The following is a 19,260-nucleotide window of genomic DNA, read 5'->3' on the forward strand; positions in this document are numbered from 1 at the left end:
GCACAAAGTCATATGAAAGAGGGTGGGCGGATGAAGGCCGCCACAAAGAGGGTCGCCGTGGGTGTGGCCGCCACGGCTGTGATCGCGGGACTAGCGGGCTGCGGCGGATCCGGTTCGGACGCCGACAAGGAAGGCACCCCCGGAGCCAGGAAGGCCGCCGCCGCCCCCAAGGCCGCGCCGCGCATGATCGGTGACGGCTCCACCGCCTTCACCGGGGTCCAGCCCCGTCAGCTCCGTCCCCAGCGGCTGAAGCCGGGTCAGACGCCCCCGCAGTTCGTGGTGTATTCCTGGGACGGGGCGGGGGAGGACAGCCAGAAGCTCTTCTCCCATTTCCGTGAGGTGGGCAAGAAGTACGACGCCACCATGACCTACTTCCTCAGCGGGGTGTATCTCCTGCCCGAGGAGAAGGCGGACCTCTATCTGCCGCCGCAGCATTCCGCCGGGCGCTCCGACATCGGTTTCAACGACGCCGAGGGCATCAGGGCCACCGTGCGCGAGCTGCGCGCGGCCTGGCAGGAGGGCAATGAGGTGGGCACCCACTTCAACGGGCACTTCTGCGGGGCGGAGGGCGGAGTGGGCACCTGGTCGGTCGACGAGTGGAAGAGCGAGATCACCCAGGCCAAGTCCTTTGTGAAGAACTGGAAGACCAATTCCGGCCTGACCGGCGAACAACCCCTGCCCTTCGACTACGACAAGGAGCTGGTCGGGGCCCGTACCCCCTGTCTGGAGGGCCGGGACAACTTTGTCCGCGCGGCGGGCGAGCTGGGCTTCCGCTACGACACCAGCGGTGTCAACGACCAGATCTGGCCCGAGAAGGACCGAGGGCTCTGGGATCTCTCGCTCCAGCTGGTCCCGTTCCCGGGGCGCGGCTTCGAGACCCTGTCGATGGACTACAACTTCATGATCAATCAGTCGGGGACGGTCAAGGGCGATCCGGCGTCCCACGAGTACTGGGGCGACCAGATGCGCGATGGTCTCGTCCAGGCGTTCGATCGTGCGTATCAGGGCAACCGGGCCCCGCTGATCATCGGCAACCACTTCGAGTCCTGGAACGGCGGCACCTACATGCGCGCCATCGAGGAGTCGATCGCCACGGTGTGCGTGAAGAAGGACGTGCGGTGCGTGTCCTTCAAGCAACTCGCCGACTGGCTCGACGCCCAGGACCCGAAGGTCCTTCAGAAGCTGCGCACCCTGGAGGTCGGCGAGGCCCCGAAGGGCGGCTGGACGGCCTTCCTCGCCGCCCGGCCCGTGGCCCCGGCGGGTCAGCCCGCCAAGGCCGAGAAGCGGGTCTCGGCCGCCGAGCCCGCGGGCCCGGGCGCGGCGGCCGACCCCGGGAGCCGGCTCACGGCCGCCCTGCGCCAGGTCGGGCCGGTTCTGGTCAGGCCGGCAGCGGGGCGCTGACGCCCGCCGACTGCTCCCCGAGGATGAAGGCGGGGTCGATCTGGGCCGCCAGATCGGCCCCCGTCTTCGCGTTTCCCCAGCTCTCGGCATTCTTCAGATGGAAATGGACCATCTGGCGGGTGTACCGCTCCCAGTCGCGCAGGGCGTACGAGTCCTCCGCTGTGTTCTGCAAGGTCTGGAGCGTCATCCGGTTCTCGGCCTCCAGCAGTTCGAATCGCTGCGGCCGGCCCTTCTCCATCGCCCGCACCCAGTCGGAGTGCCCGACGGTGACGAGCAGATCGTCGCCCACCTCGTCGCGGAGGAAGTCCACGTCGTCCTGGCCCTGCACCTTGTTCCCGACGACCTTCAGCGCGACGCCGAAGTCCCGCGCGTACTCCTTGTACTGGCGGTAGACGGAGACACCCTTACGGGTCGGTTCGGCCACCAGGAACGTCATGTCGAAGCGGGTGAACATCCCGGAGGCGAAGGAGTCCGACCCGGCGGTCATGTCGACCACCACATACTCGTCGGGCCCGTCGACCAGATGGTTCAGGCAGAGTTCCACCGCGCCGACCTTGGAGTGGTAGCAGGCCACCCCGAGGTCCGACTCGGTGAACGGTCCGGTCGCCATGAGGCGGATGTCCCCGTCGTCGAGGCGGACCGTGCGCGCGCAGGCGTCGTAGACCGGGTTGTCCTCGGCGACGCGCAGCAGCCGGGAGCCCGCGCCGGGCGGAGTCGTCTTGATCATGGTGTCGGCCGAGGCGATCCGGGGGTTGGAGCCGCGCAGATAGTCCTTGATCAGCGGCAGTTGGGCACCCATCGCGGGCAGCGCGCCCGCCTGTTCCTCGTCGAGGCCGAGTGCGGCCCCCAGATGCTGGTTGATGTCGGCGTCGACCGCGACGACTGCTGCTTCATTGGCGGCCAGATGGCGGATGAAGAGCGAGGACAGCGTGGTCTTCCCGCTGCCGCCCTTCCCTACGAAAGCGATCTTCATGTTCACCTAGGGTAGTGGTTCGGTTGCCTGGTGCTGTCAAGTCGAGTGAAGAAGACCACTCCAAGGTGGGACGTGGACGGGCGGCGCGTAGCCTCGCTGGCTATGAGTACGAATGCCTCGCCCGCCTCATCCGCCCCCTCGGCCGACCCGCTGGCCGTGCTCGCCTCGCTGCCCGGTGTCGCCGAATCGGTGGATTCCGTTCGCAAGGCCACCGACCGGGTCTACGGGCACCGGGTCATGCGGCGGCGGAGCGGTGAGGTCACGGCGGAGGCGGCGCTGCGCGGGTCGCGCGGGTCGGCCGCGCTGTCCGGTGCGGACTGGGCGCTGGAGGAGGTCCGCAGGCGGACCGACTTCAGCGGCGACCCCGAGTCCCGCACCGTGGGGGCCGCGCTGCGGCTCACCGCCGAGGCGGGGCAGCTGCTCTCGGTCTGGCGGCAGTCGCCGCTGCGGGTGCTGGCCAGGCTGCATCTGGTCGCGGCGGGCGGTGCCGGCGACGACGGGACCGTGGGTCGGCCGAGGCTGGCGGGCGAGCCGGTCCGGGAGCCGCTGATCGAGGCCGCTCTCCCGGGCGCGGAGGAGGTGAGCGGCAGGCTGGAGGGTCTTGCCGGGCTGATCGTCGCGGGGAGTTCGGCCCCGGCGCCGGTCATCGCGGCCGTGGTGCACGGAGAGCTGCTGGCGCTGCGCCCCTTCGGTTCGCACAACGGTCTGGTGGCGCGGGCCGCCGAGCGGATCGTCCTGATCGGGGGCGGTCTCGACCCGAAGGCGATCTGTCCGGCGGAGGTCGGCCATGCCGAGCAGGGGCGGGCGGCGTATGTCGCGGCCCTCGACGGCTATCTGTCGGGGACGCCCGAGGGCATGGCGGCGTGGATCGCGCACTGCGGGCGCGCTGCCGAGCTGGGTGTCAGGGAGTCCGTGGCGGTCTGTGAGGCGCTCCAGCGCGGAGCCGCCTGAGATTTCGAGGGAACTCCCGGGCAGGGTTGCGGCGGTACCGGAATTGGTACCGCCGCTGGCATGTCCGCCGAGGTACCAAGCGTCCTCGATCTGCTGTGCCCATCAGGCCGGGAACTGCTGCCCGTCACCTGGTGCGGCTGGCCCGTATTCGACGGGTCGACGTCGCGTGGGTGCTCAGCTTCCATGCTCGGTCCGTGGGGCCTTCATGCGTTTCACAGGTGATCCTCTCGGATGTCCTTGGTCTCGCGGGCCGTTGACTCATTTGTACTCCAGCCGTCCGGGAAGTGGAACCCCTTGCTCCGGTTCTTTACTTTTCTGTTCAAATACGGGCAAAGCGATGAGCCAGGCCGTCCAGTGCCGTCGCCGCCGCCCGGGCCGCCGCGCCGCGTCGGCGGCTGGCGTACCAGACCAGTCCGGCGGTGGCCGCGGCCGCGCCCACCGCTGCCGCCGCCACCAGGGCCGGCCGGGGCGGCATGGGGAACACGGGCAGCCGCTGCTTCAGCCGGACCGGACGGTTAAAGACGAGAACCGGCCACTCTCGGGTATTCGCCTCGCGGCGCAGTGCGCGGTCCGGATTCACGGCATAGGGATGACCCACGGATTCCAGCATCGGCACATCGGTGACCGAGTCGCTGTAGGCGTAACAACGGGAGAGGTCGTATCCCTCGGACTCGGCGAGTTCCTTGATGGCCTCCGCCTTGGTGGGCCCGTACGCGTAGTACTCCACCTCGCCGGTGAAGCATCCGTCGTCACCGACCACCATGCGGGTGGCTACCACCCGGTCGGCGCCCAGCAGTTCGCCGATCGGCTCGACCACCTCGGCTCCCGAGGTGGAGACGATGACCACGTCACGGCCCGCGGTGTGGTGTTCCTCGATGAGGGAGGCGGCCTCGTCATAGATGATCGGGTCAATGAGATCGTGCAGCGTCTCGGCGACGATCTCCTTCACCTGCTGGACGTTCCAGCCCTTGCAGAGGGCGGAGAGGTACTCCCTCATCCGCTCCATCTGGTCGTGGTCGGCACCGCCCGCGAGAAAAACGAACTGGGCATAGGCGGTGCGCAGTACGGCCCGCCGGTTGATCAGGCCGCCTTGGTAGAAGGACTTGCTGAAGGTCAGCGTCGAAGACTTCGCAATGACCGTCTTGTCCAGGTCAAAGAACGCGGCTGCGCGAGGCAAGGAGTGGTTATCCACGAGCAGAGCATAGGTGCCCGCCATTCGGTGTACGCCGGGGCGTGTGGGTTTGCCTGAGAAGGCTCTCGGGTACACCATGGAAGTCACGGATCGTTCGCGACCGTGCTAACCCGGTCCGGCTCCTCCCCCCCCGAGCCGGCCGGAGAGACGACCCCCGCTCTCCCCCCCGGCGGGGGTCGTCGCATGTCCGGACGCGTTTTCTTGCTCCGTACGAGATCCATGACGGTCCCTCCCCGCTCTCTCGACCACCGTCGGCGGTGGCCTTCCACCACTCTGCACGGTCACCGTGCGTAGTGGAAGAGGTGCGCGTGGGAGTCACCGGTCCGGGTTACCGGGATATTCACAACCGGTTGCTTGTCCACAGTTTTTCAGCAAGATCCACACGATTTTCCGGTGCCCGGCACCGTGATTCCTGCCGCGTAGTTCGCGGAGTCAAGGAATCACCGATCTCGTAACGAAGCGGGATCGCGCTAAGCAGGGGGTGGGGATCGTGGCTGGATCTATCAGGTCGAAGGGCGCGCCGGCCGCCGAGGAGCGGCGGACCGGACCTCTGATCGTCACCGAGGACGTGGAACTCCTCGACGATCTCCTGCGGCTGTGCGCCGCCGCGGGAGCCGAGCCGGAGGTCCATCACTCCGTGCCGGAGGGCCGGGGGAGCTGGGAGAGCGCCCCGCTGGTCCTGGTCGGGGACGATGCCGCGGCGCGCTGCCGGGGAGCCGCCCGCAGGCGCGGTGTGCTGCTGGTGGGGCGCGAACAGGACAACCCGGACGTCTGGCGGCTCGCCGTGGAGATCGGGGCCGACGGGGTGCTCCGGCTGCCCGACGCGGAGCGCTGGCTGGTCGACCGGATCGCCGACGCGGCCGAGGGAGTCGGCGAGCAGGCGCTGACGGTCGGTGTGATGGGCGGCCGGGGCGGGGCGGGCGCGTCCACCCTCGCCTGCGCCCTCGCGGTGACGGCGGCCCGCGCGGGCCGCCGCACCATGCTGATCGACGGCGACCCGCTCGGCGGAGGCATCGATGTGCTGCTCGGCGGGGAGCGGGCCGAGGGCAGGCGATGGCCGGATTTCGCCGCCTCCAAGGGGCGGGTGGCGGGCGGCGCGCTGGAGGAGTCGCTGCCCGAACTGCATCAGATGCGGGTGCTCAGCTGGGACCGCGGCGATTCGGTGCTGGTCCCGCCGGAGGCGATGCGTTCGGTGCTGGCGGCGGCCCGCAGGCGTGGTGGGGTGGTCGTGGTCGATCTGCCGCGCCGGGTGGACGAGGGAGTGGCGGAGGCGCTGGCCCAGCTCGATCTCGGACTGCTGGTGGTGCCGGGCGGGCTGCGGTCGGTCGCCGCGGCCAACCGGGTGGCGTCCGTGGTCGGAATGGTCCTCCAGGATCTGCGTGTGGTGGCACGCGGCCCTTACGCCTCAGGGCTCGACGACGGCTGGGTCGCCGCCTCGCTGGGCCTTCCGCTCGCCGGTGAGCTGCCCTGGGAGACCCTGCCACCCGAGCTGCGGGACGGGGCGGCGCCCCCGGGCCCGGCCGGGAGCCCGCTGGCCCGGTTCTGCGCCGCCTTCTGGGACCGGGCGCTGGCCGGAGGCGTGGCCTCGTGAACACCGGACTGCTGGACGCCGTGCGGCAGCGGCTCGCGGAGAGTGGGGCCGAGCCCACCCCGGCACGGGTCGCGGCGGCCCTGCGGGCCCAGGGCCGGCTGCTCGGCGACACCGAAATCCTCGGCGGTACCGAGCGGCTGCGGTGCGAGCTGGTGGGGACCGGCCCGCTGGAACCGCTGCTCGCCGACCCGTCCGTCACAGACGTGCTGGTGTCCGCGCCCGACCGGGTGTGGGTGGACCGGGGGCGCGGCCTGGAGCCCGCCGGTGTGACCTTCGCGGACGCGGCGGCGGTGCGCCGGCTCGCCCAGCGGCTCGCCGCCGTGGCGGAGCGGCGGCTGGACGACGCCCGGCCCTGGGTGGACGCCCGGCTGCCGGACGGCACCCGGATGCATGCCGTGATTCCGCCGGTGGCGGTCGGCTCGACCTGTCTGTCGCTGCGGGTGGTGCGGCCCCGGGCGTTCTCGATGGAGGAGCTCACGGCGGCGGGGACGGTGCCGCCGGGCGGCGCCCGGGTGCTGCGGGCCCTGGTCGAGGCCCGGCTCTCGTATTTGATCAGCGGTGGCACCGGCTCCGGCAAGACCACTCTCCTGGCGGCACTGCTCGGGCTCGTGGGGGAGCGGGAGCGGATCGTGCTCGCCGAGGACTCGGCGGAGCTGCGGCCCGAGCACCCCCATGTGGTGCGGCTGGAGTCGCGCGCGGCGAACCAGGAGGGCGCGGGCCGGGTGACTTTGCGGGACCTGGTCCGCCAGGCCCTGAGGATGCGGCCGGACCGGCTGGTCGTCGGGGAGGTCCGGGGGCCGGAGGTGACGGAACTCCTGGCGGCTCTCAACACCGGCCACGAAGGAGGCTGTTGCACGGTCCACGCGAATGCCGCGGCCGACGTCCCGGCCCGGCTGGAGGCGCTCGGCACGGCCGCCGGGCTCGACCGGGCCGCGCTCCACAGCCAGCTGGCGGCGGCGGTCTCGGTGGTGATCCATCTGGTGCGCGATCGGGACGGCCGGCGGCGCATCGCCGAGCTGCACGTCCTGGAGCGGGACGCGGCGGGGCTGGTGCGCACCGTTCCCGCGCTGCGGTGGGGAGCGGAGGCGTTCGTCCGCGAGCGGGGCTGGGAGCGGCTGCGGCGGCTGACCGGAGGGACGCGGTGATCGCGCCGGACCCCCTCTACGCGGCGGCGGGGTGCACGGCGGTGGCGGCGTTGCTGCTGGCGGGCCGGGACCGAGGGCGGGGACGGGCGCGGCTGCTGCTCGCGGGCGGCGGTGCGGCGGAGCCGGATCCTTGGTGGACCTGGGTGCGGCTGCTGTCGGCGGTGCGGACCCGTCGGGAGTGGCTGTGTGCGCCGGTGGCGCTGGTTCTGGCGGTGCTGGGCGAGTCGGTGCTGCCGCTGATCGCCGGGGCCGTGGCGGTGCCGCTGGTGGGGCGGCGGCTGAAGGCGGTGCGACGGGCGAGGGAGGGCGAGCGCAGGGCCGAGGCGGTCGTCGCCCTGTGCGGAGCGGTCGCCGGCGAGCTGAGGGCCGGGCTCCAGCCCGCACAGGCCCTGATCTGGGCCGCCGCGAACACCCGTGCCCTGGGGGCCGGGGAGGCGGCGGTGACGGCGGCGGCCCGGTTCGGGGGCGATGTGCCGCAGGCGCTGCGGGACGCCGCCCGGGAGCCGGGCGCGGACGGCCTGGCGGGGGTCGCGGCCTGCTGGCGGGTGGCCGTGGAGGGCGGGGCCGGTCTGGCGGCCGGGCTCGACCGGCTGGAGGCGGCTCTGCTGGCCGACCGTGACCGGCGGGAGGATCTGCGGAGCCAGCTGGCCGGGGCCCGGTCGACCGTCGGTCTGCTGGCGCTGCTTCCCGCGGTCGGCCTCGCGATGGGCGGGGCCCTGGGGGCCGATCCGCTGAGGGTCCTGTTCCACACCCCGGCCGGCCTGATGTGCCTGCTGGTCGGCGGAGCTCTGGAGGCCGCCGGGGTGTGCTGGGCCGCGCGGATCGTCGGGGGAGGGCGGCGGTGACGGCCGGGGAGATCGCGCAGCGGCCTGCGGCGCTGGTCCTGATGCTCGCCGCGCTGGTTCTGCTGGGCCTCGGGGGCGCGGTGCTGCGGGGGAGACGCCGGACGCGCGGGCGGGGTGCCGCACTGCTCGGAGTGGTGCGCGCCCGCCGTCGGCGGTGGCCCGGGCACCGGGCGCGAGTCCGTGAGTGGGCCCCTCCCCTGGGTGCGCTGATCGTCGGATGCGTCCTCGTCGAAGGGGCGCTCGGAGTCGCCGTGGGGTTCATCGCCGCCTACGGGGTACGGCGTCGGCTCCGGTTCCGGCCGCCGGGCCCGGACGAGGAGCCGGCCGAGGATCCCCGGCTGCCGCTCGCGGCGGATCTGCTGGCGGCCTGTCTGGCGGCCGGGGCGGGCCCGCGTGAGGCGGCGGAGGCGGTCGGCGAGGCGCTGGGCGGCCCGGTCGGCGAACGGCTGTCACAGACGGCCGCGGAGCTGCGGCTCGGGGGCGAACCGGCACGGGCCTGGGCCTCGTTCGCCCGGATACCGGGCGCGGCGGAGCTGGCCCGCTGCCTGGAGAGGGCGGGAGCCACGGGGGCTCCGGCGGCCGAGCCGGTCTCCCGGCTGGCCCACCGTCTGCGGGCGGACCGGGCGCGTACGGCCGTGGCCCGGGGCCGCAGGGCACAGGTCCTGATCACCGCTCCGGTGGGGCTGTGCTTTCTGCCCGCGTTCCTGGCGGTCGGGGTGGCCCCCGTGGTGATCGGGCTCGCCGAGGGACTCCTGAACGGTCGATAAACGGAAATTCTTGGAGGTTTTCATGATGAATCGCCTGCTCAAGCGCTGGAGCGGACGGCCGGGCGGCTGGTCGCTCCGCGGCCGCGGGGACGCGGGGATGACCACGTCCGAGTACGCGATGGGGACGATCGCCGCGTGTGCCTTCGCCGCCGTTCTGTACAAGATCGTCACCAGTGGGGCGGTCTCGGGCGCGCTCGAATCGCTGATCGGGCAGGCGCTCGATGCGCGGTTCTGAGCGCCGTCGAGGGCCGGGGCGCACGGTCTCGCGCCGGCTGGGGGAGGAGCGGGGGTCGGTGACGGCGGAGGCCGCCGTCGCGCTTCCCGCCCTGGTGGCCTTCACCATGGCGCTGGTGTGGGCGCTGACGGCGGCCTCGGCGCAGATCCAGTGCGTCGACGCGGCCCGCGCCGGGGCCCGGGCGGCGGCCCGGTCCGAGCCGCACGCCGATGTGCTCGCGGCGGCCCGCTCGGCCGCCCCGGCGGGGGCCGAGGTCACCCTGCGGCGGACGGGGGACCTGTGGCGGGTCACCGTGGCGGCGGCGGTTCCGGGACCGGACGCCCTGGCGCTGACCCTGACCGAAGAGGCGGTCGCCCTCGCGGAGGACACGGTCGGCTCCGTCCCGGTGGGAGCCGGGCCGTGACCGGGCGCGGGCTCCGGGCGCGTCCGTCCGGCCGGAGCGGGGACCGGGGCTCGGCCACGGTGTGGGTGGCCGTGGCGGCGACGGCGCTGTGCGTGGTGTTCGCCGCCGTGCTCGCCATGGGCCAGGCGGTGGCCGCTCGCCACCGGGCGGGCGCGGCGGCGGATCTGGCGGCCCTGGCGGCGGCCGACCTCGCACTCCTGGGCGAGGCCGTCGCCTGCGCCAAGGCGGCCGAGGTGGCGGACGCGCAGGGCGCCGAGGCGGTGCGGTGCGCCCTGCGGGGCGAGATCGCGGAGGTGACGGCCTCGGTGAGCTTCGGCCCCTACGCCCCGAGGGCCGTGTCCCGCGCGGGACCGCCCGGCACGCCCCGCCCCCCGGAGCCCCGGCATCCATATCCGCCCGGGGCCCGCACCACGGCGTACGACGGATACGGCTTCGGCGGGGGCTCCGGGGCGGTACGGGGTGTCTCAGCCGTCGGCGGCGGTGCCGGGCGCGCCTTCCGCGCCCCGCAGCAGCTCGGTGAGAAGCCGCACCGCCGCCCGTTTGTGCAGGGGCTCATTGCCGTTGCCGCACTTCGGGGACTGGACGCAGGAGGGGCAGCCGGCCTCGCACTCGCAGACCGCGATCGCCTCGCGGGTCGCGGTGAGCCACTCGCGGGCCGTGTGGAAGGCCCGTTCGGCGAAGCCCGCGCCGCCGGGGTGGCCGTCGTACACGAAGACCGTGGGGAGCGCAGTGTCCTGGTGGAGCGGCACGGACACCCCGCCGATGTCCCAGCGGTCGCAGGTGGCGAAGAGCGGGAGCATCCCGATCGAGGCGTGCTCGGCGGCGTGCAGGGCCCCGCCCAGCTGCTCCGGGTTCACCCGGGCGGCGTCCAGCTGCGCCTCGCTCACCGTCCACCACACGGCCCGGGTGCGCAGGGTGCGGGGCGGCAGGTCGAGTTTGGTCTCGCCGAGGACCTCGCCGGTGACGAGCTTGCGGCGGAGGAAGGAGACGACCTGGTTGGTGACTTCGACGGAGCCGTAGCAGAGGCGGCCCTCGCCCCACGGGACCTCGATGTCGGTTTCGAGCACGGAGACGGAGGTCACGTCGCGGGCGGTGGTGGAGTACGGCGGCACGGCCTCCTCCACCAGGGCCACCGAGTCCTCCAGGTCCAGCCGTCTGACCAGATAGGTACGGCCCTGGTGGAGATGGACGGCCCCGTCGTGGACGGCGGTGTGCGAGGCCGCCTCGTCGACCGTGCCGAGCAGCCGCCCGGTGGCCTCCTCGACGATCTGGACCGGCCGGCCGCCGCCGCCCCGGATGTCGGCGAGGTCGGCGGCCCGCTCCCGGCGGGTCCAGTGCCAGCCCGTGGCGCGGCGGCGCAGCAGCCCGGCGGACTCCAGCTGGGGCATGAGTCCGCCGGCCGCCGGGCCGAACAGCTCCAGATCGGCTCCGGTGAGCGGCAGCTCCGCGGCGGCGGCGCACAGATGGGGGGCGAGGACGTAGGGATTGTCCGGATCGAGGACGGTGGACTCCACCGGCTGCCGGAACAGGGCTTCGGGGTGGTGGACGAGAAAGGTGTCCAGCGGGTCGTCGCGGGCGACGAGGACGGCCAGGGCGCCCTGCCCGGAGCGGCCCGCGCGGCCCGCCTGCTGCCACAGCGAGGCCCGGGTGCCGGGATATCCGGCGATCAGCACCGCGTCCAGGCCGGAGACGTCGACGCCCAGCTCCAGGGCGGTGGTGGCGGCGAGCCCCAGCAGCTCCCCGGAGTGCAGGGCGCGTTCCAGGGCCCGGCGTTCCTCGGGCAGATAGCCGCCCCGGTAGGCCGCGACCCGCCCTGGCAGTGAGCGGTCCACCTCGGCCAGGCGTTCCCTGGCGATCAGGGCGATCAGCTCGGCTCCCCTGCGGGAGCGCACGAACGCGACCGTGCGGACGCCCTGGGCGGTCAGATCGGTCAGGAGGTCGGCGGTCTCCGCGGTGGCGGTGCGGCGCACGGGGGCGCCCTTCTCGCCGTGCAGCTCGGTGAGCGGGGGCTCCCAGAGGGCGAAGACGAGTTCGCCGCGCGGGGAGGCGTCGTCGGAGACCTCGTGGACGGTCAGCCCGGTGAGCCGGCCGGCCGCCGAGGCGGGCTCGGCCGCGGTGGCGGAGGCGAGGAGGAAGACGGGATCCGCCCCGTAGCGGGCGCATATCCGGCGCAGCCGGCGCAGCACCTGGGCGACGTGGGAGCCGAAGACGCCCCGGTAGGTGTGGCACTCGTCGATGACGACGTAGCGCAGGGAGCGCAGGAAGGAGGACCAGCGGGGGTGGGAGGGCAGTATCCCGCGGTGCAGCATGTCGGGGTTGGTCAGGACATAGGTGGCGTACTGCCGGACCCACTCGCGTTCCTCGACCGGGGTGTCGCCGTCGTAGACCGCCGGGCGGACGCGGTTGCCCAGCGGCGCGGCGAGATCTTTCACGGCGCGGCACTGGTCGGCGGCGAGCGCCTTGGTCGGGGCGAGGTAGAGGGCGGTCGCGCCGCGCCCGTTCGGGGCCTCGGAGCCGTCCAGGAGGGTGCTGAGGACGGGGGCCAGATAGGCCAGCGACTTGCCCGAGGCGGTGCCGGTGGCGATGACGACCGATTCGCCGTCCAGGGCGTGCTCGGCGGCGGCGCTCTGGTGGGCCCAGGGGTGCTCGACACCCGCCAGTCGAATGGCGTTGATCACTTCTGGGCGGATGCGGTGCGGCCAGACGGCATGGCGGCCCTGCCTGGGGGGCAAGTGCTCCGTATGAGTGATGCGCGCGGCCCGGCCCGCCCCTGCGGCGAGCCGGTCGAGGACCTCACCGGGAGTGGGGCGGGTTTCCCCGCTCTCGCGGGGTCGTCTGGGACGGAGATTCCTGGCCATCGGCACCGAGTGTGTCACTGGTGTGACGGACAATGGTCCCAAGGCGTCGTGCATGGCTGCTGGTAAGTGATTGAATGCCATCGCGGCTGGCGACCGTCCTCCGGCTCCGCCGGGGAGACCTCAGGGGGCGGGCGCTCGATAGCAAGGTGCTGGAGGATCCGTGGACCTGTCCCTGTCGACTCGCAATGTGTCCGGCCCTGTCGGCGACCGTACGGTCGTCGAGGTCGGTGGCGAGATTGATGTTTATACCGCGCCCAAGCTGCGCGAGCAGTTGGTCGAGTTGGTGAACGACGGCAGCTACCACCTGGTCGTCGACATGGAGGGCGTGGACTTCCTCGACTCGACCGGGCTCGGCGTGCTGGTGGGCGGCCTCAAGCGTGTGCGTGCGCACGAGGGGTCGCTGCGTCTCGTCTGCAACCAGGAGCGCATTCTCAAGATTTTCCGGATCACTGGTCTGACCAAGGTGTTCCCGATCCACAACACGGTCGAGGAAGCCGTAGCGGCCACCGACTGACACCGGCCGGAGCCGCCGGAAGAAGAGATGGGGCACCGGGCATCCAGCCCGGGCCTCTGAGATGCACGCCCGTACGTCCGAGGGGGATGGCATGGCCACCGTCGAACTTCGCTTCAGTGCCCAGCCCGAGCATGTCAGGACCGCCCGGTTGGTGGCCGCTGCCGTGGCGCGCAGGGCCGGGGTCGACGAGGCCGTGCTGGACGAGGTCCGGCTCGCGGTCGGAGAGGCCTGCAGCCGTGCTGTCGGTCTCCATCGCGGTCATGGGATCACCGCTCCCGTACGGGTGGTGCTGACCGATGAGGACAAGACGTTCTCCATCGAGGTCGGGGACGAGGTCCCCGGTCCCGGTGCCGACGGCAGGACCGCCTCTGGTCCGCGTGATGCCGCCGAAGAGGACGCGGACGGCGAGGACGACATGGGTCTCGCCGTCATCAGCGGTCTTGTCGACGATCTGGAGGTCAGTTCCACCGACGTGGGCGGAGTGATCAGGATGAGCTGGCCGGTGACACCGGTCTCCGTGCTCCCCTGACGGGCTCCGCCGCCCCGGGAAGCCTCCCGGGTGATTCAAGCTTTGGAAGAGGCCCTGCTGAGCAGGGCCTCTTTTCTTTTTGGCAGATCATTTATGTAGATCATTGATCGCACGTCAATGCTTTCGCCCCATTACCGCTTTCGGGGGTATTTTCAGGACGCGATCATTTGCTGAGTAGCAACTGAAGGTCAATTCCGTTTACCGCGCCCTGTTTTGATCGTGTTCCGCTCCCTACAATCCGTCCACATCTTGGGCTTCTGAACGACCTCAAGGAGGACGAATGGCGGGGCTCTTCAGCTCGCAAGAAATCGATCACCGCGCTTCTCTCGCGGCGGCGGTGCTCACGGATGACAATCGGCTGATCGTGATTGTCATCGCCGTGGTGGCGCTGGCCGCGCTGGTCGTGGCCCAGCTGCTGGTGCGCCAGGTCCTGGCCGCCGGCGAGGGCACCGATTCCATGAAGAAGATCGCGGCGGCGGTCCAGGAAGGCGCCAACGCATATCTGGCACGACAGCTGCGCACTCTCGGCGTCTTCGCCGTCGTGGTGTTCTTCCTGTTGTTGCTCCTCCCGGCCGACGACTGGTCGCAGCGTGCCGGGCGTTCCGTGTTCTTCCTGGTCGGCGCGCTTTTCTCGGCGGCCACCGGATACATCGGGATGCGGCTCGCCGTACGGGCGAATGTGCGCGTGGCCGCGGCCGCGCGAGAGGCGACACCGGCGGAGGGAGAACCCGCAAAGGATCTGACGGCCGTCGCGCACAAGGCCATGAAGATCGCTTTCCGCACCGGCGGAGTGGTCGGCATGTTCACGGTGGGCCTCGGCCTGCTGGGCGCTTCCTGCGTGGTCCTCGTCTACGCGGCCGACGCGCCCAAGGTCCTGGAGGGCTTCGGCCTCGGGGCCGCGCTGATCGCCATGTTCATGCGAGTCGGCGGCGGCATCTTCACCAAGGCCGCCGATGTCGGCGCGGACCTCGTCGGAAAGGTCGAGAAGGGCATCCCCGAGGACGACCCGCGCAACGCGGCGACCATCGCGGACAACGTGGGCGACAACGTCGGGGACTGTGCCGGAATGGCCGCCGACCTCTTCGAGTCGTACGCCGTCACCCTCGTCGCCGCGCTCATCCTCGGGAAGGCGGCCTTCGGCGACGCCGGACTCGCCTTCCCGCTGATCGTTCCGGCGATCGGCGTGGTCACCGCGATGATCGGCATCTTCGCGGTCGCCCCGCGGCGCGCCGACCGCAGCGGCATGACCGCCATCAACCGCGGCTTCTTCATCTCCGCGGTGATCTCCCTCGTACTGGTCGCCACGGCGGTCTACCTCTATCTGCCGTCCACCTACGCCGACCTGAAGGGCGTCACCGAGTCCGCGATCAGCACCCACGGCGGTGACCCGCGGGTCCTCGCGCTCGTCGCCGTCGCCATCGGCATCGTGCTGGCGGCCCTGATCCAGCAGCTGACCGGGTACTTCACCGAGACCAGCCGGCGTCCCGTCAAGGACATCGGCAAGTCCTCGCTGACCGGCCCGGCCACCGTCATCCTCGCCGGCATCTCCATCGGTCTGGAGTCCGCCGTCTACACCGCGCTGCTGATCGGCCTCAGCGTGTACGGGGCGTTCCTGCTCGGCGGCACCTCGATCATGCTCGCCCTCTTCGCGGTGGCGCTGGCCGGCACCGGACTGCTCACCACCGTCGGTGTCATCGTCGCCATGGACACCTTCGGGCCCGTCTCCGACAACGCCCAGGGCATCGCCGAGATGTCCGGCGACGTCAAGGGCGCCGGCGCGCAGGTCCTCACCGACCTGGACGCCGTCGGCAACACCACCAAGGCCATCACCAAGGGCATCGCCATCGCCACCGCCGTACTGGCGGCGGCGGCGCTCTTCGGCTCGTACCGCGACGCCATCGCGGGCGCGGCCAGAGAGGTCGGCGAGAAGGTCGGCGACGGCGCGCCCCTGAATCTCGTCATGGACATCTCCCAGCCCAACAACCTCGTCGGCCTGATCCTCGGCGCGGCGGTCGTCTTCCTCTTCTCCGGCCTGGCGATCAACGCGGTCTCCCGCTCGGCCGGCGCGGTGGTCTACGAGGTGCGGCGGCAGTTCCGCGAGCACCCCGGGATCATGGACTACACCGAGAAGCCGGAGTACGGCCGGGTGGTCGACATCTGCACCAAGGACGCGCTGCGCGAGCTGGCCACCCCCGGCCTGCTCGCGGTGCTGACCCCGATCGCGATCGGCTTCTCCCTCGGGGTCGGGGCGCTCGGGGCGTTCCTCGCGGGCGCGATCGGCACCGGCACCCTGATGGCCGTCTTCCTCGCGAACTCCGGCGGCGCGTGGGACAACGCCAAGAAGCTGGTCGAGGACGGTCACCACGGTGGCAAGGGCGGCGAGGCGCATGCCGCCGTGGTCATCGGCGACACCGTGGGCGACCCGTTCAAGGACACGGCGGGCCCCGCGATCAACCCGCTCCTCAAGGTGATGAACCTGGTGGCGCTGCTGATCGCCCCTGCGGTGATCCAGTTCAGCTACGGGGACGACGCCAGCGCCGGGGTCAGGACGGTGGTGGCGGTCCTCTCGATCGCGATCATCATCGGCGCGGTGTACATCTCCAAGCGGAGGGGCATCGCCGTGGGCGACGCCGAGCCCACCGTCGTTGAGCAGGGCAAGAAGTCACCCGATCCCGCGGTGGTGTCGTAACACCCCGACAGACCTGGCATATCGCCGGAGACTCCACCAAGAGGATCCAAAAGGCGGGCGGGCGGCGCGTTTTGAAGCGCCGCCCGCCCGTCGTTTCCGTGGTGGTGAGGCTTCTCTCCCTTGGTGCAAATGGCTTTAAAGCGGATGAACCGGGTGCACGGCATGGGGAAGTCACCCGGGCGGCGTGTATGTTCCGGGGCCGAGGAGCCTTGGAAGGGACCCATTCGGTGAACAAGAAGCTTGCGGCCGCACTCTCCGGCGCTGCGGTAGTCGTCCTCACGCTGTCGGGATGCAGCTCGGAAGACGAATTCACGGTCGACGACTGGGCCAAGAAGTACTGCGACGCCGCGAAGCCGCAGATCAAGAAGGAGGCCGACGCGGAGCAGCTCATCCGCGCGACCGCCTCGGACGGCAAGCCCGGCGACATCCGGACCGCCGACTCCAAGGCCTTCCAGGACCTCTCGGACGTCTACAAGGGGTACGCGGGGGCCTTCAGGACGGCGGGCACGCCGCCGGTCGAGGGCGGCGAGCAGCTGGTGAAGGAGGCCGCGGCCGAGTACGACGCCAACGCCAAGTCCTACCTCGATCTGAAGAAGCAGGTCGACGCCCTCGACGTGTCCGACCAGCAGGAGTTCGCGGACGGCCTGCGGCCCGTCGCCGACGGGCTCGCGAAGATCGAGCAGAACCAGAGCGCCCGGGAGGAGCTGCGGTCCAGCGAGACGGGCAAGGCGATGGCCAAGCAGCCCGGCTGCAAGCCCGCCGCCGCCCAGAGCCCCGCGGGCTCCTGACGCGGGACCCCGGTCAGGGACCCCGACGCGGGGTTCCCGGCGCCGGGTTCCCGACACGGGGTTCCTGATCCGGAAATCTCCGGCCGGGGCGGAAGGGCGGGCCCCGGCCGCGATTGTCAGTGGCGGCGGCCACAATGGGCGGTGTGAGTACGACCAGCACCGCCCCGCACCCGCCCTCGCCCGCCCTCGCCCCCCGGCTGCGCCAGGCGCTGCTCGCCGGCGCCTTCACCGCCGACGGGCTGCTCGATCTGCTCGGAGCCTCCGCGTACGCGGCGCTCGCCCGCAGCGAGACCGTCCCCGCCGTGCGCGCCACCCGGGGCGACGGAGCCCTGGCGGCCCTCGTCCGGCTCTTCCTGCTCCAGCGGCCCATCCCGTTCGAGCGGGCCCGGGCGGCCCTTCCCGTCGAGGAGTGCCTGGCCGGCGGCTGGCTGGTCCGCGACGGCGACGAGGTCCGCGCCACCGTGGACGTCCGCCCGTACGGCGGGCCCGACGGCGAGGACTGGTTCATCGTCTCCGACCTCGGGTGCGCGGTCGGCGGCGCGGGCGGTGCCGACGGGCAGGACGAGCAGGTCGTGCTCGGCGTCGGCGGCGCGTCCACCACGCTCGCCGGACTCACCGTGCGTACACCGGTCTCCTCCGCGCTCGACCTCGGCACCGGCTCCGGCATCCAGGCGCTGCACGCCTCGCAGCACGCCACCCGGGTCACCGCGACCGATCTCAACCCGCGTGCCCTGCACTTCACCCGGCTCACCCTCGCGCTCTCCGCCGCCCCGGAGGCCGTGCTGAGCGAGGGATCGCTCTTCGACCCGGTCGGCGACGAGACCTTCGACCTGATCGTGTCCAACCCGCCGTTCGTGATCTCCCCCGGGGCCCGGCTGACCTACCGGGACGGCGGAATGGGCGGGGACGATCTGTGCCGCTCCCTCGTCCAGCGCGCCGGGGACCGGCTGAACACCGGCGGATACGCCCAGTTCCTCGCCAACTGGCAGCACATCGAGGGCGAGGAGTGGCAGGACCGGCTGCGCTCCTGGATCCCGGGCGGCTGCGACGCCTGGATCGTGCAGCGCGAGGTCCAGGACATCACGCAGTACGCCGAGCTGTGGCTGCGCGACAGCGGCGACCACCGGGGCGACCCCGAGCGGTACCGGCGGCGGTACGAGGAGTGGCTCGACGAGTTCGAGGCGCGCGGCACCAAGGCGGTCGGCTTCGGCTGGATCACCCTGCGCAAGTCCGGCGCGGAGCGGCCCTCGATCCTCGTCGAGGAGTGGCCGCACCCCGTGGAGCAGCCGCTCGGCGAGACCGTCCTCGCCCACTTCGCCCGGCAGGACTACCTCCGCGCACACGACGACGCCGCCCTGCTGGCCGACCGGTTCACACTGGCCCCCGGGATCACGCAGGAGCAGGTCGGGCTCCCGGGCGAGGAGGACCCCGAGCATGTCGTCCTCCGGCAGAACCGGGGCATGCGGCGGGCCACCAAGGTCGACACGGTGGGCGCCGGTTTCGCCGGGGCCTGCGACGGGACGCTGAGCGCCGGGCGGATCCTGGACGCCATCGCCCAGCTCATCGACGAGGACCCGGTGCTGCTGCGGGACCGTACCCCGCGGGCGATCCGGCTGCTGGTGGAGGAGGGGTTCCTGCTGCCGGCCGGCCGGCCCGCCGCCTGACCCGCCGACGGGGCCGCCGCCCCGCCCCGCCCGTGAGCGCCCGCAGCCCCCGGGCCAGTGGGTAAATCACGCCGTCCATTGAGGGCAAATCGGCCAATATTCTGTTTACGGTCCGATGCCGCCGCCCGCCTGCTCCCCGTTTCTCCCCCGGCGGGGCCCGTCCCGCCCCCGCCCGGGTGAACCCGCGCGCCGTTCACCCCGATGTCGTGCCCCCGACGCCCGGAGGTGCCAGCCTCGGCCCCGGGGGCGACCCCGCACCGCCTGGGCATCGGGAGAGAGACGGGGTACGGACATGGAGAGCGGGCCGACGATCTTCGCGGGAACGGCGTTCGGGCTGTTCGGGGCCGCACTGCTGCTGTGGACGGGGGTGCGGCTGGCCCAGCGCGCGCCGGTCGCCCACGGGGTGAGCCCCGGCCGGGCCGCGGCCCTCACCGCCACCGCCTCGGTGGTGGCCCTCGCCCTCGGCGCGTGGTGCTTCGGCCGGCTCTGAGAAAGCGCCCCGGACACCCTCGTACCGGTCCGGGCGGCAGGAATAGCCGGACTCGGGTTACCGTTCGAGTGGCCGTTGCGGGCTTTTGCCGTTTGACACAGGGGCGGGTTGTACCGTCACACTCCGCAGCGGCAGCAGCACCACGCAGCAGCATCACAGCGCCACAGCCGTCCGCCACCAGCGCGTTCGGCCGTGTCCGCCACCGAGTGCCGACCGGAGAGAAGA

17 protein-coding genes and 1 pseudogene are annotated in these 19,260 nt (G+C 72.1%); 15 read left to right on the plus strand and 3 right to left on the minus strand.

Annotated features, from left to right (window positions below):
• Window positions 1-30 precede the first annotated feature (30 nt).
• The gene (locus tag ABD371_RS28310) at window positions 31-1,401 is read left to right on the plus strand and encodes a polysaccharide deacetylase family protein (RefSeq protein WP_344482905.1); all 1,371 of its coding nucleotides are present in this window, start codon (window positions 31-33) and stop codon (window positions 1,399-1,401) included.
• Here the strand turns inward: ABD371_RS28310 and ABD371_RS28315 are convergent.
• On the minus strand, window positions 1,379-2,374 hold the full coding sequence (locus ABD371_RS28315) for an ATP-binding protein (RefSeq protein WP_344482907.1): 996 nt from the start codon (window positions 2,372-2,374) through the stop codon (window positions 1,379-1,381). The two genes, ABD371_RS28310 and ABD371_RS28315, sit on opposite strands and share 23 nt — an antisense overlap.
• Before the next feature lie 102 nt (window positions 2,375-2,476).
• Between ABD371_RS28315 and ABD371_RS28320 the strand changes: the two genes are divergently transcribed.
• Window positions 2,477-3,325 (plus strand): Fic family protein, encoded by an 849-nt coding sequence (locus ABD371_RS28320; protein WP_344482910.1) that lies wholly within the window; start codon window positions 2,477-2,479, stop codon window positions 3,323-3,325.
• Between the two features lie 319 nt (window positions 3,326-3,644).
• Here the strand turns inward: ABD371_RS28320 and ABD371_RS28325 are convergent, their stop codons facing one another.
• Window positions 3,645-4,541, minus strand: coding sequence for an HAD family hydrolase (locus ABD371_RS28325; protein WP_344482913.1), 897 nt, complete (start codon window positions 4,539-4,541; stop codon window positions 3,645-3,647).
• Window positions 4,542-5,007: 466 nt separating this feature from the next.
• Here ABD371_RS28325 and ssd point away from each other — a divergent pair, with 466 nt between their 5' ends.
• From ssd to ABD371_RS35895, 7 genes and pseudogenes are all read left to right on the plus strand, one after another.
• Window positions 5,008-6,108, plus strand: a complete 1,101-nt coding sequence (gene ssd / locus ABD371_RS28330; RefSeq protein WP_344482916.1) for a septum site-determining protein Ssd — start codon at window positions 5,008-5,010, stop codon at window positions 6,106-6,108.
• Window positions 6,105-7,253 (plus strand): TadA family conjugal transfer-associated ATPase, encoded by a 1,149-nt coding sequence (locus ABD371_RS28335; protein ID WP_344482919.1) that lies wholly within the window; start codon window positions 6,105-6,107, stop codon window positions 7,251-7,253. Before ssd ends, ABD371_RS28335 begins: the two co-directional genes overlap by 4 nt.
• Entirely contained in the window at window positions 7,250-8,098 is an 849-nt protein-coding gene (locus tag ABD371_RS28340) for a type II secretion system F family protein (RefSeq protein WP_381734943.1), read from the plus strand. The genes ABD371_RS28335 and ABD371_RS28340 overlap by 4 nt, the downstream gene beginning before the upstream one ends.
• A gap of 41 nt (window positions 8,099-8,139) precedes the next feature.
• On the plus strand, window positions 8,140-8,865 hold the full coding sequence (locus ABD371_RS28345) for a type II secretion system F family protein (protein ID WP_381734971.1): 726 nt from the start codon (window positions 8,140-8,142) through the stop codon (window positions 8,863-8,865).
• Window positions 8,866-8,890: 25 nt separating this feature from the next.
• The gene (locus ABD371_RS28350; protein ID WP_344483087.1) at window positions 8,891-9,100 is read left to right on the plus strand and encodes a DUF4244 domain-containing protein; all 210 of its coding nucleotides are present in this window, start codon (window positions 8,891-8,893) and stop codon (window positions 9,098-9,100) included.
• 58 nt (window positions 9,101-9,158) lie between these two features.
• Window positions 9,159-9,503: a TadE family type IV pilus minor pilin gene (locus tag ABD371_RS28355; protein ID WP_381734941.1), complete on the plus strand. Its 345-nt coding sequence runs from the start codon at window positions 9,159-9,161 to the stop codon at window positions 9,501-9,503.
• Window positions 9,504-9,598: 95 nt separating this feature from the next.
• Window positions 9,599-9,796, plus strand: a pseudogene (locus tag ABD371_RS35895) (Rv3654c family TadE-like protein); the annotation flags it as partial.
• 171 nt (window positions 9,797-9,967) lie between these two features.
• Here the strand turns inward: ABD371_RS35895 and ABD371_RS28365 are convergent.
• Complete coding sequence (locus ABD371_RS28365) at window positions 9,968-12,442, minus strand: DEAD/DEAH box helicase (RefSeq protein WP_344482928.1); 2,475 nt, start codon at window positions 12,440-12,442, stop codon at window positions 9,968-9,970.
• A 79-nt stretch (window positions 12,443-12,521) separates the two neighbouring features.
• On the opposite strand from ABD371_RS28365, the gene ABD371_RS28370 reads away from it, so the two are divergent.
• The 6 genes from ABD371_RS28370 to ABD371_RS28395 all read left to right on the plus strand — a co-directional run bounded on the left by ABD371_RS28370 (window position 12,522) and on the right by ABD371_RS28395 (window position 19,035).
• Window positions 12,522-12,875, plus strand: a complete 354-nt coding sequence (locus ABD371_RS28370) for an STAS domain-containing protein (RefSeq protein WP_190120848.1) — start codon at window positions 12,522-12,524, stop codon at window positions 12,873-12,875.
• A 91-nt stretch (window positions 12,876-12,966) separates the two neighbouring features.
• Window positions 12,967-13,404 (plus strand): ATP-binding protein, encoded by a 438-nt coding sequence (locus tag ABD371_RS28375; protein ID WP_190120847.1) that lies wholly within the window; start codon window positions 12,967-12,969, stop codon window positions 13,402-13,404.
• A 280-nt stretch (window positions 13,405-13,684) separates the two neighbouring features.
• Entirely contained in the window at window positions 13,685-16,093 is a 2,409-nt protein-coding gene (locus ABD371_RS28380) for a sodium-translocating pyrophosphatase (RefSeq protein WP_344482933.1), read from the plus strand.
• A gap of 227 nt (window positions 16,094-16,320) precedes the next feature.
• The gene (locus tag ABD371_RS28385; protein ID WP_344482936.1) at window positions 16,321-16,881 is read left to right on the plus strand and encodes a small secreted protein; all 561 of its coding nucleotides are present in this window, start codon (window positions 16,321-16,323) and stop codon (window positions 16,879-16,881) included.
• A gap of 134 nt (window positions 16,882-17,015) precedes the next feature.
• The gene (locus ABD371_RS28390) at window positions 17,016-18,545 is read left to right on the plus strand and encodes a DUF7059 domain-containing protein (protein ID WP_344482939.1); all 1,530 of its coding nucleotides are present in this window, start codon (window positions 17,016-17,018) and stop codon (window positions 18,543-18,545) included.
• A gap of 292 nt (window positions 18,546-18,837) precedes the next feature.
• Window positions 18,838-19,035 (plus strand): hypothetical protein, encoded by a 198-nt coding sequence (locus ABD371_RS28395; protein WP_344482942.1) that lies wholly within the window; start codon window positions 18,838-18,840, stop codon window positions 19,033-19,035.
• The last annotated feature ends 225 nt before the right edge of the window (window positions 19,036-19,260 follow it).

This window comes from Streptomyces amakusaensis (genome assembly GCF_039532665.1).
Taxonomy (GTDB): domain Bacteria; phylum Actinomycetota; class Actinomycetes; order Streptomycetales; family Streptomycetaceae; genus Streptomyces; species Streptomyces amakusaensis.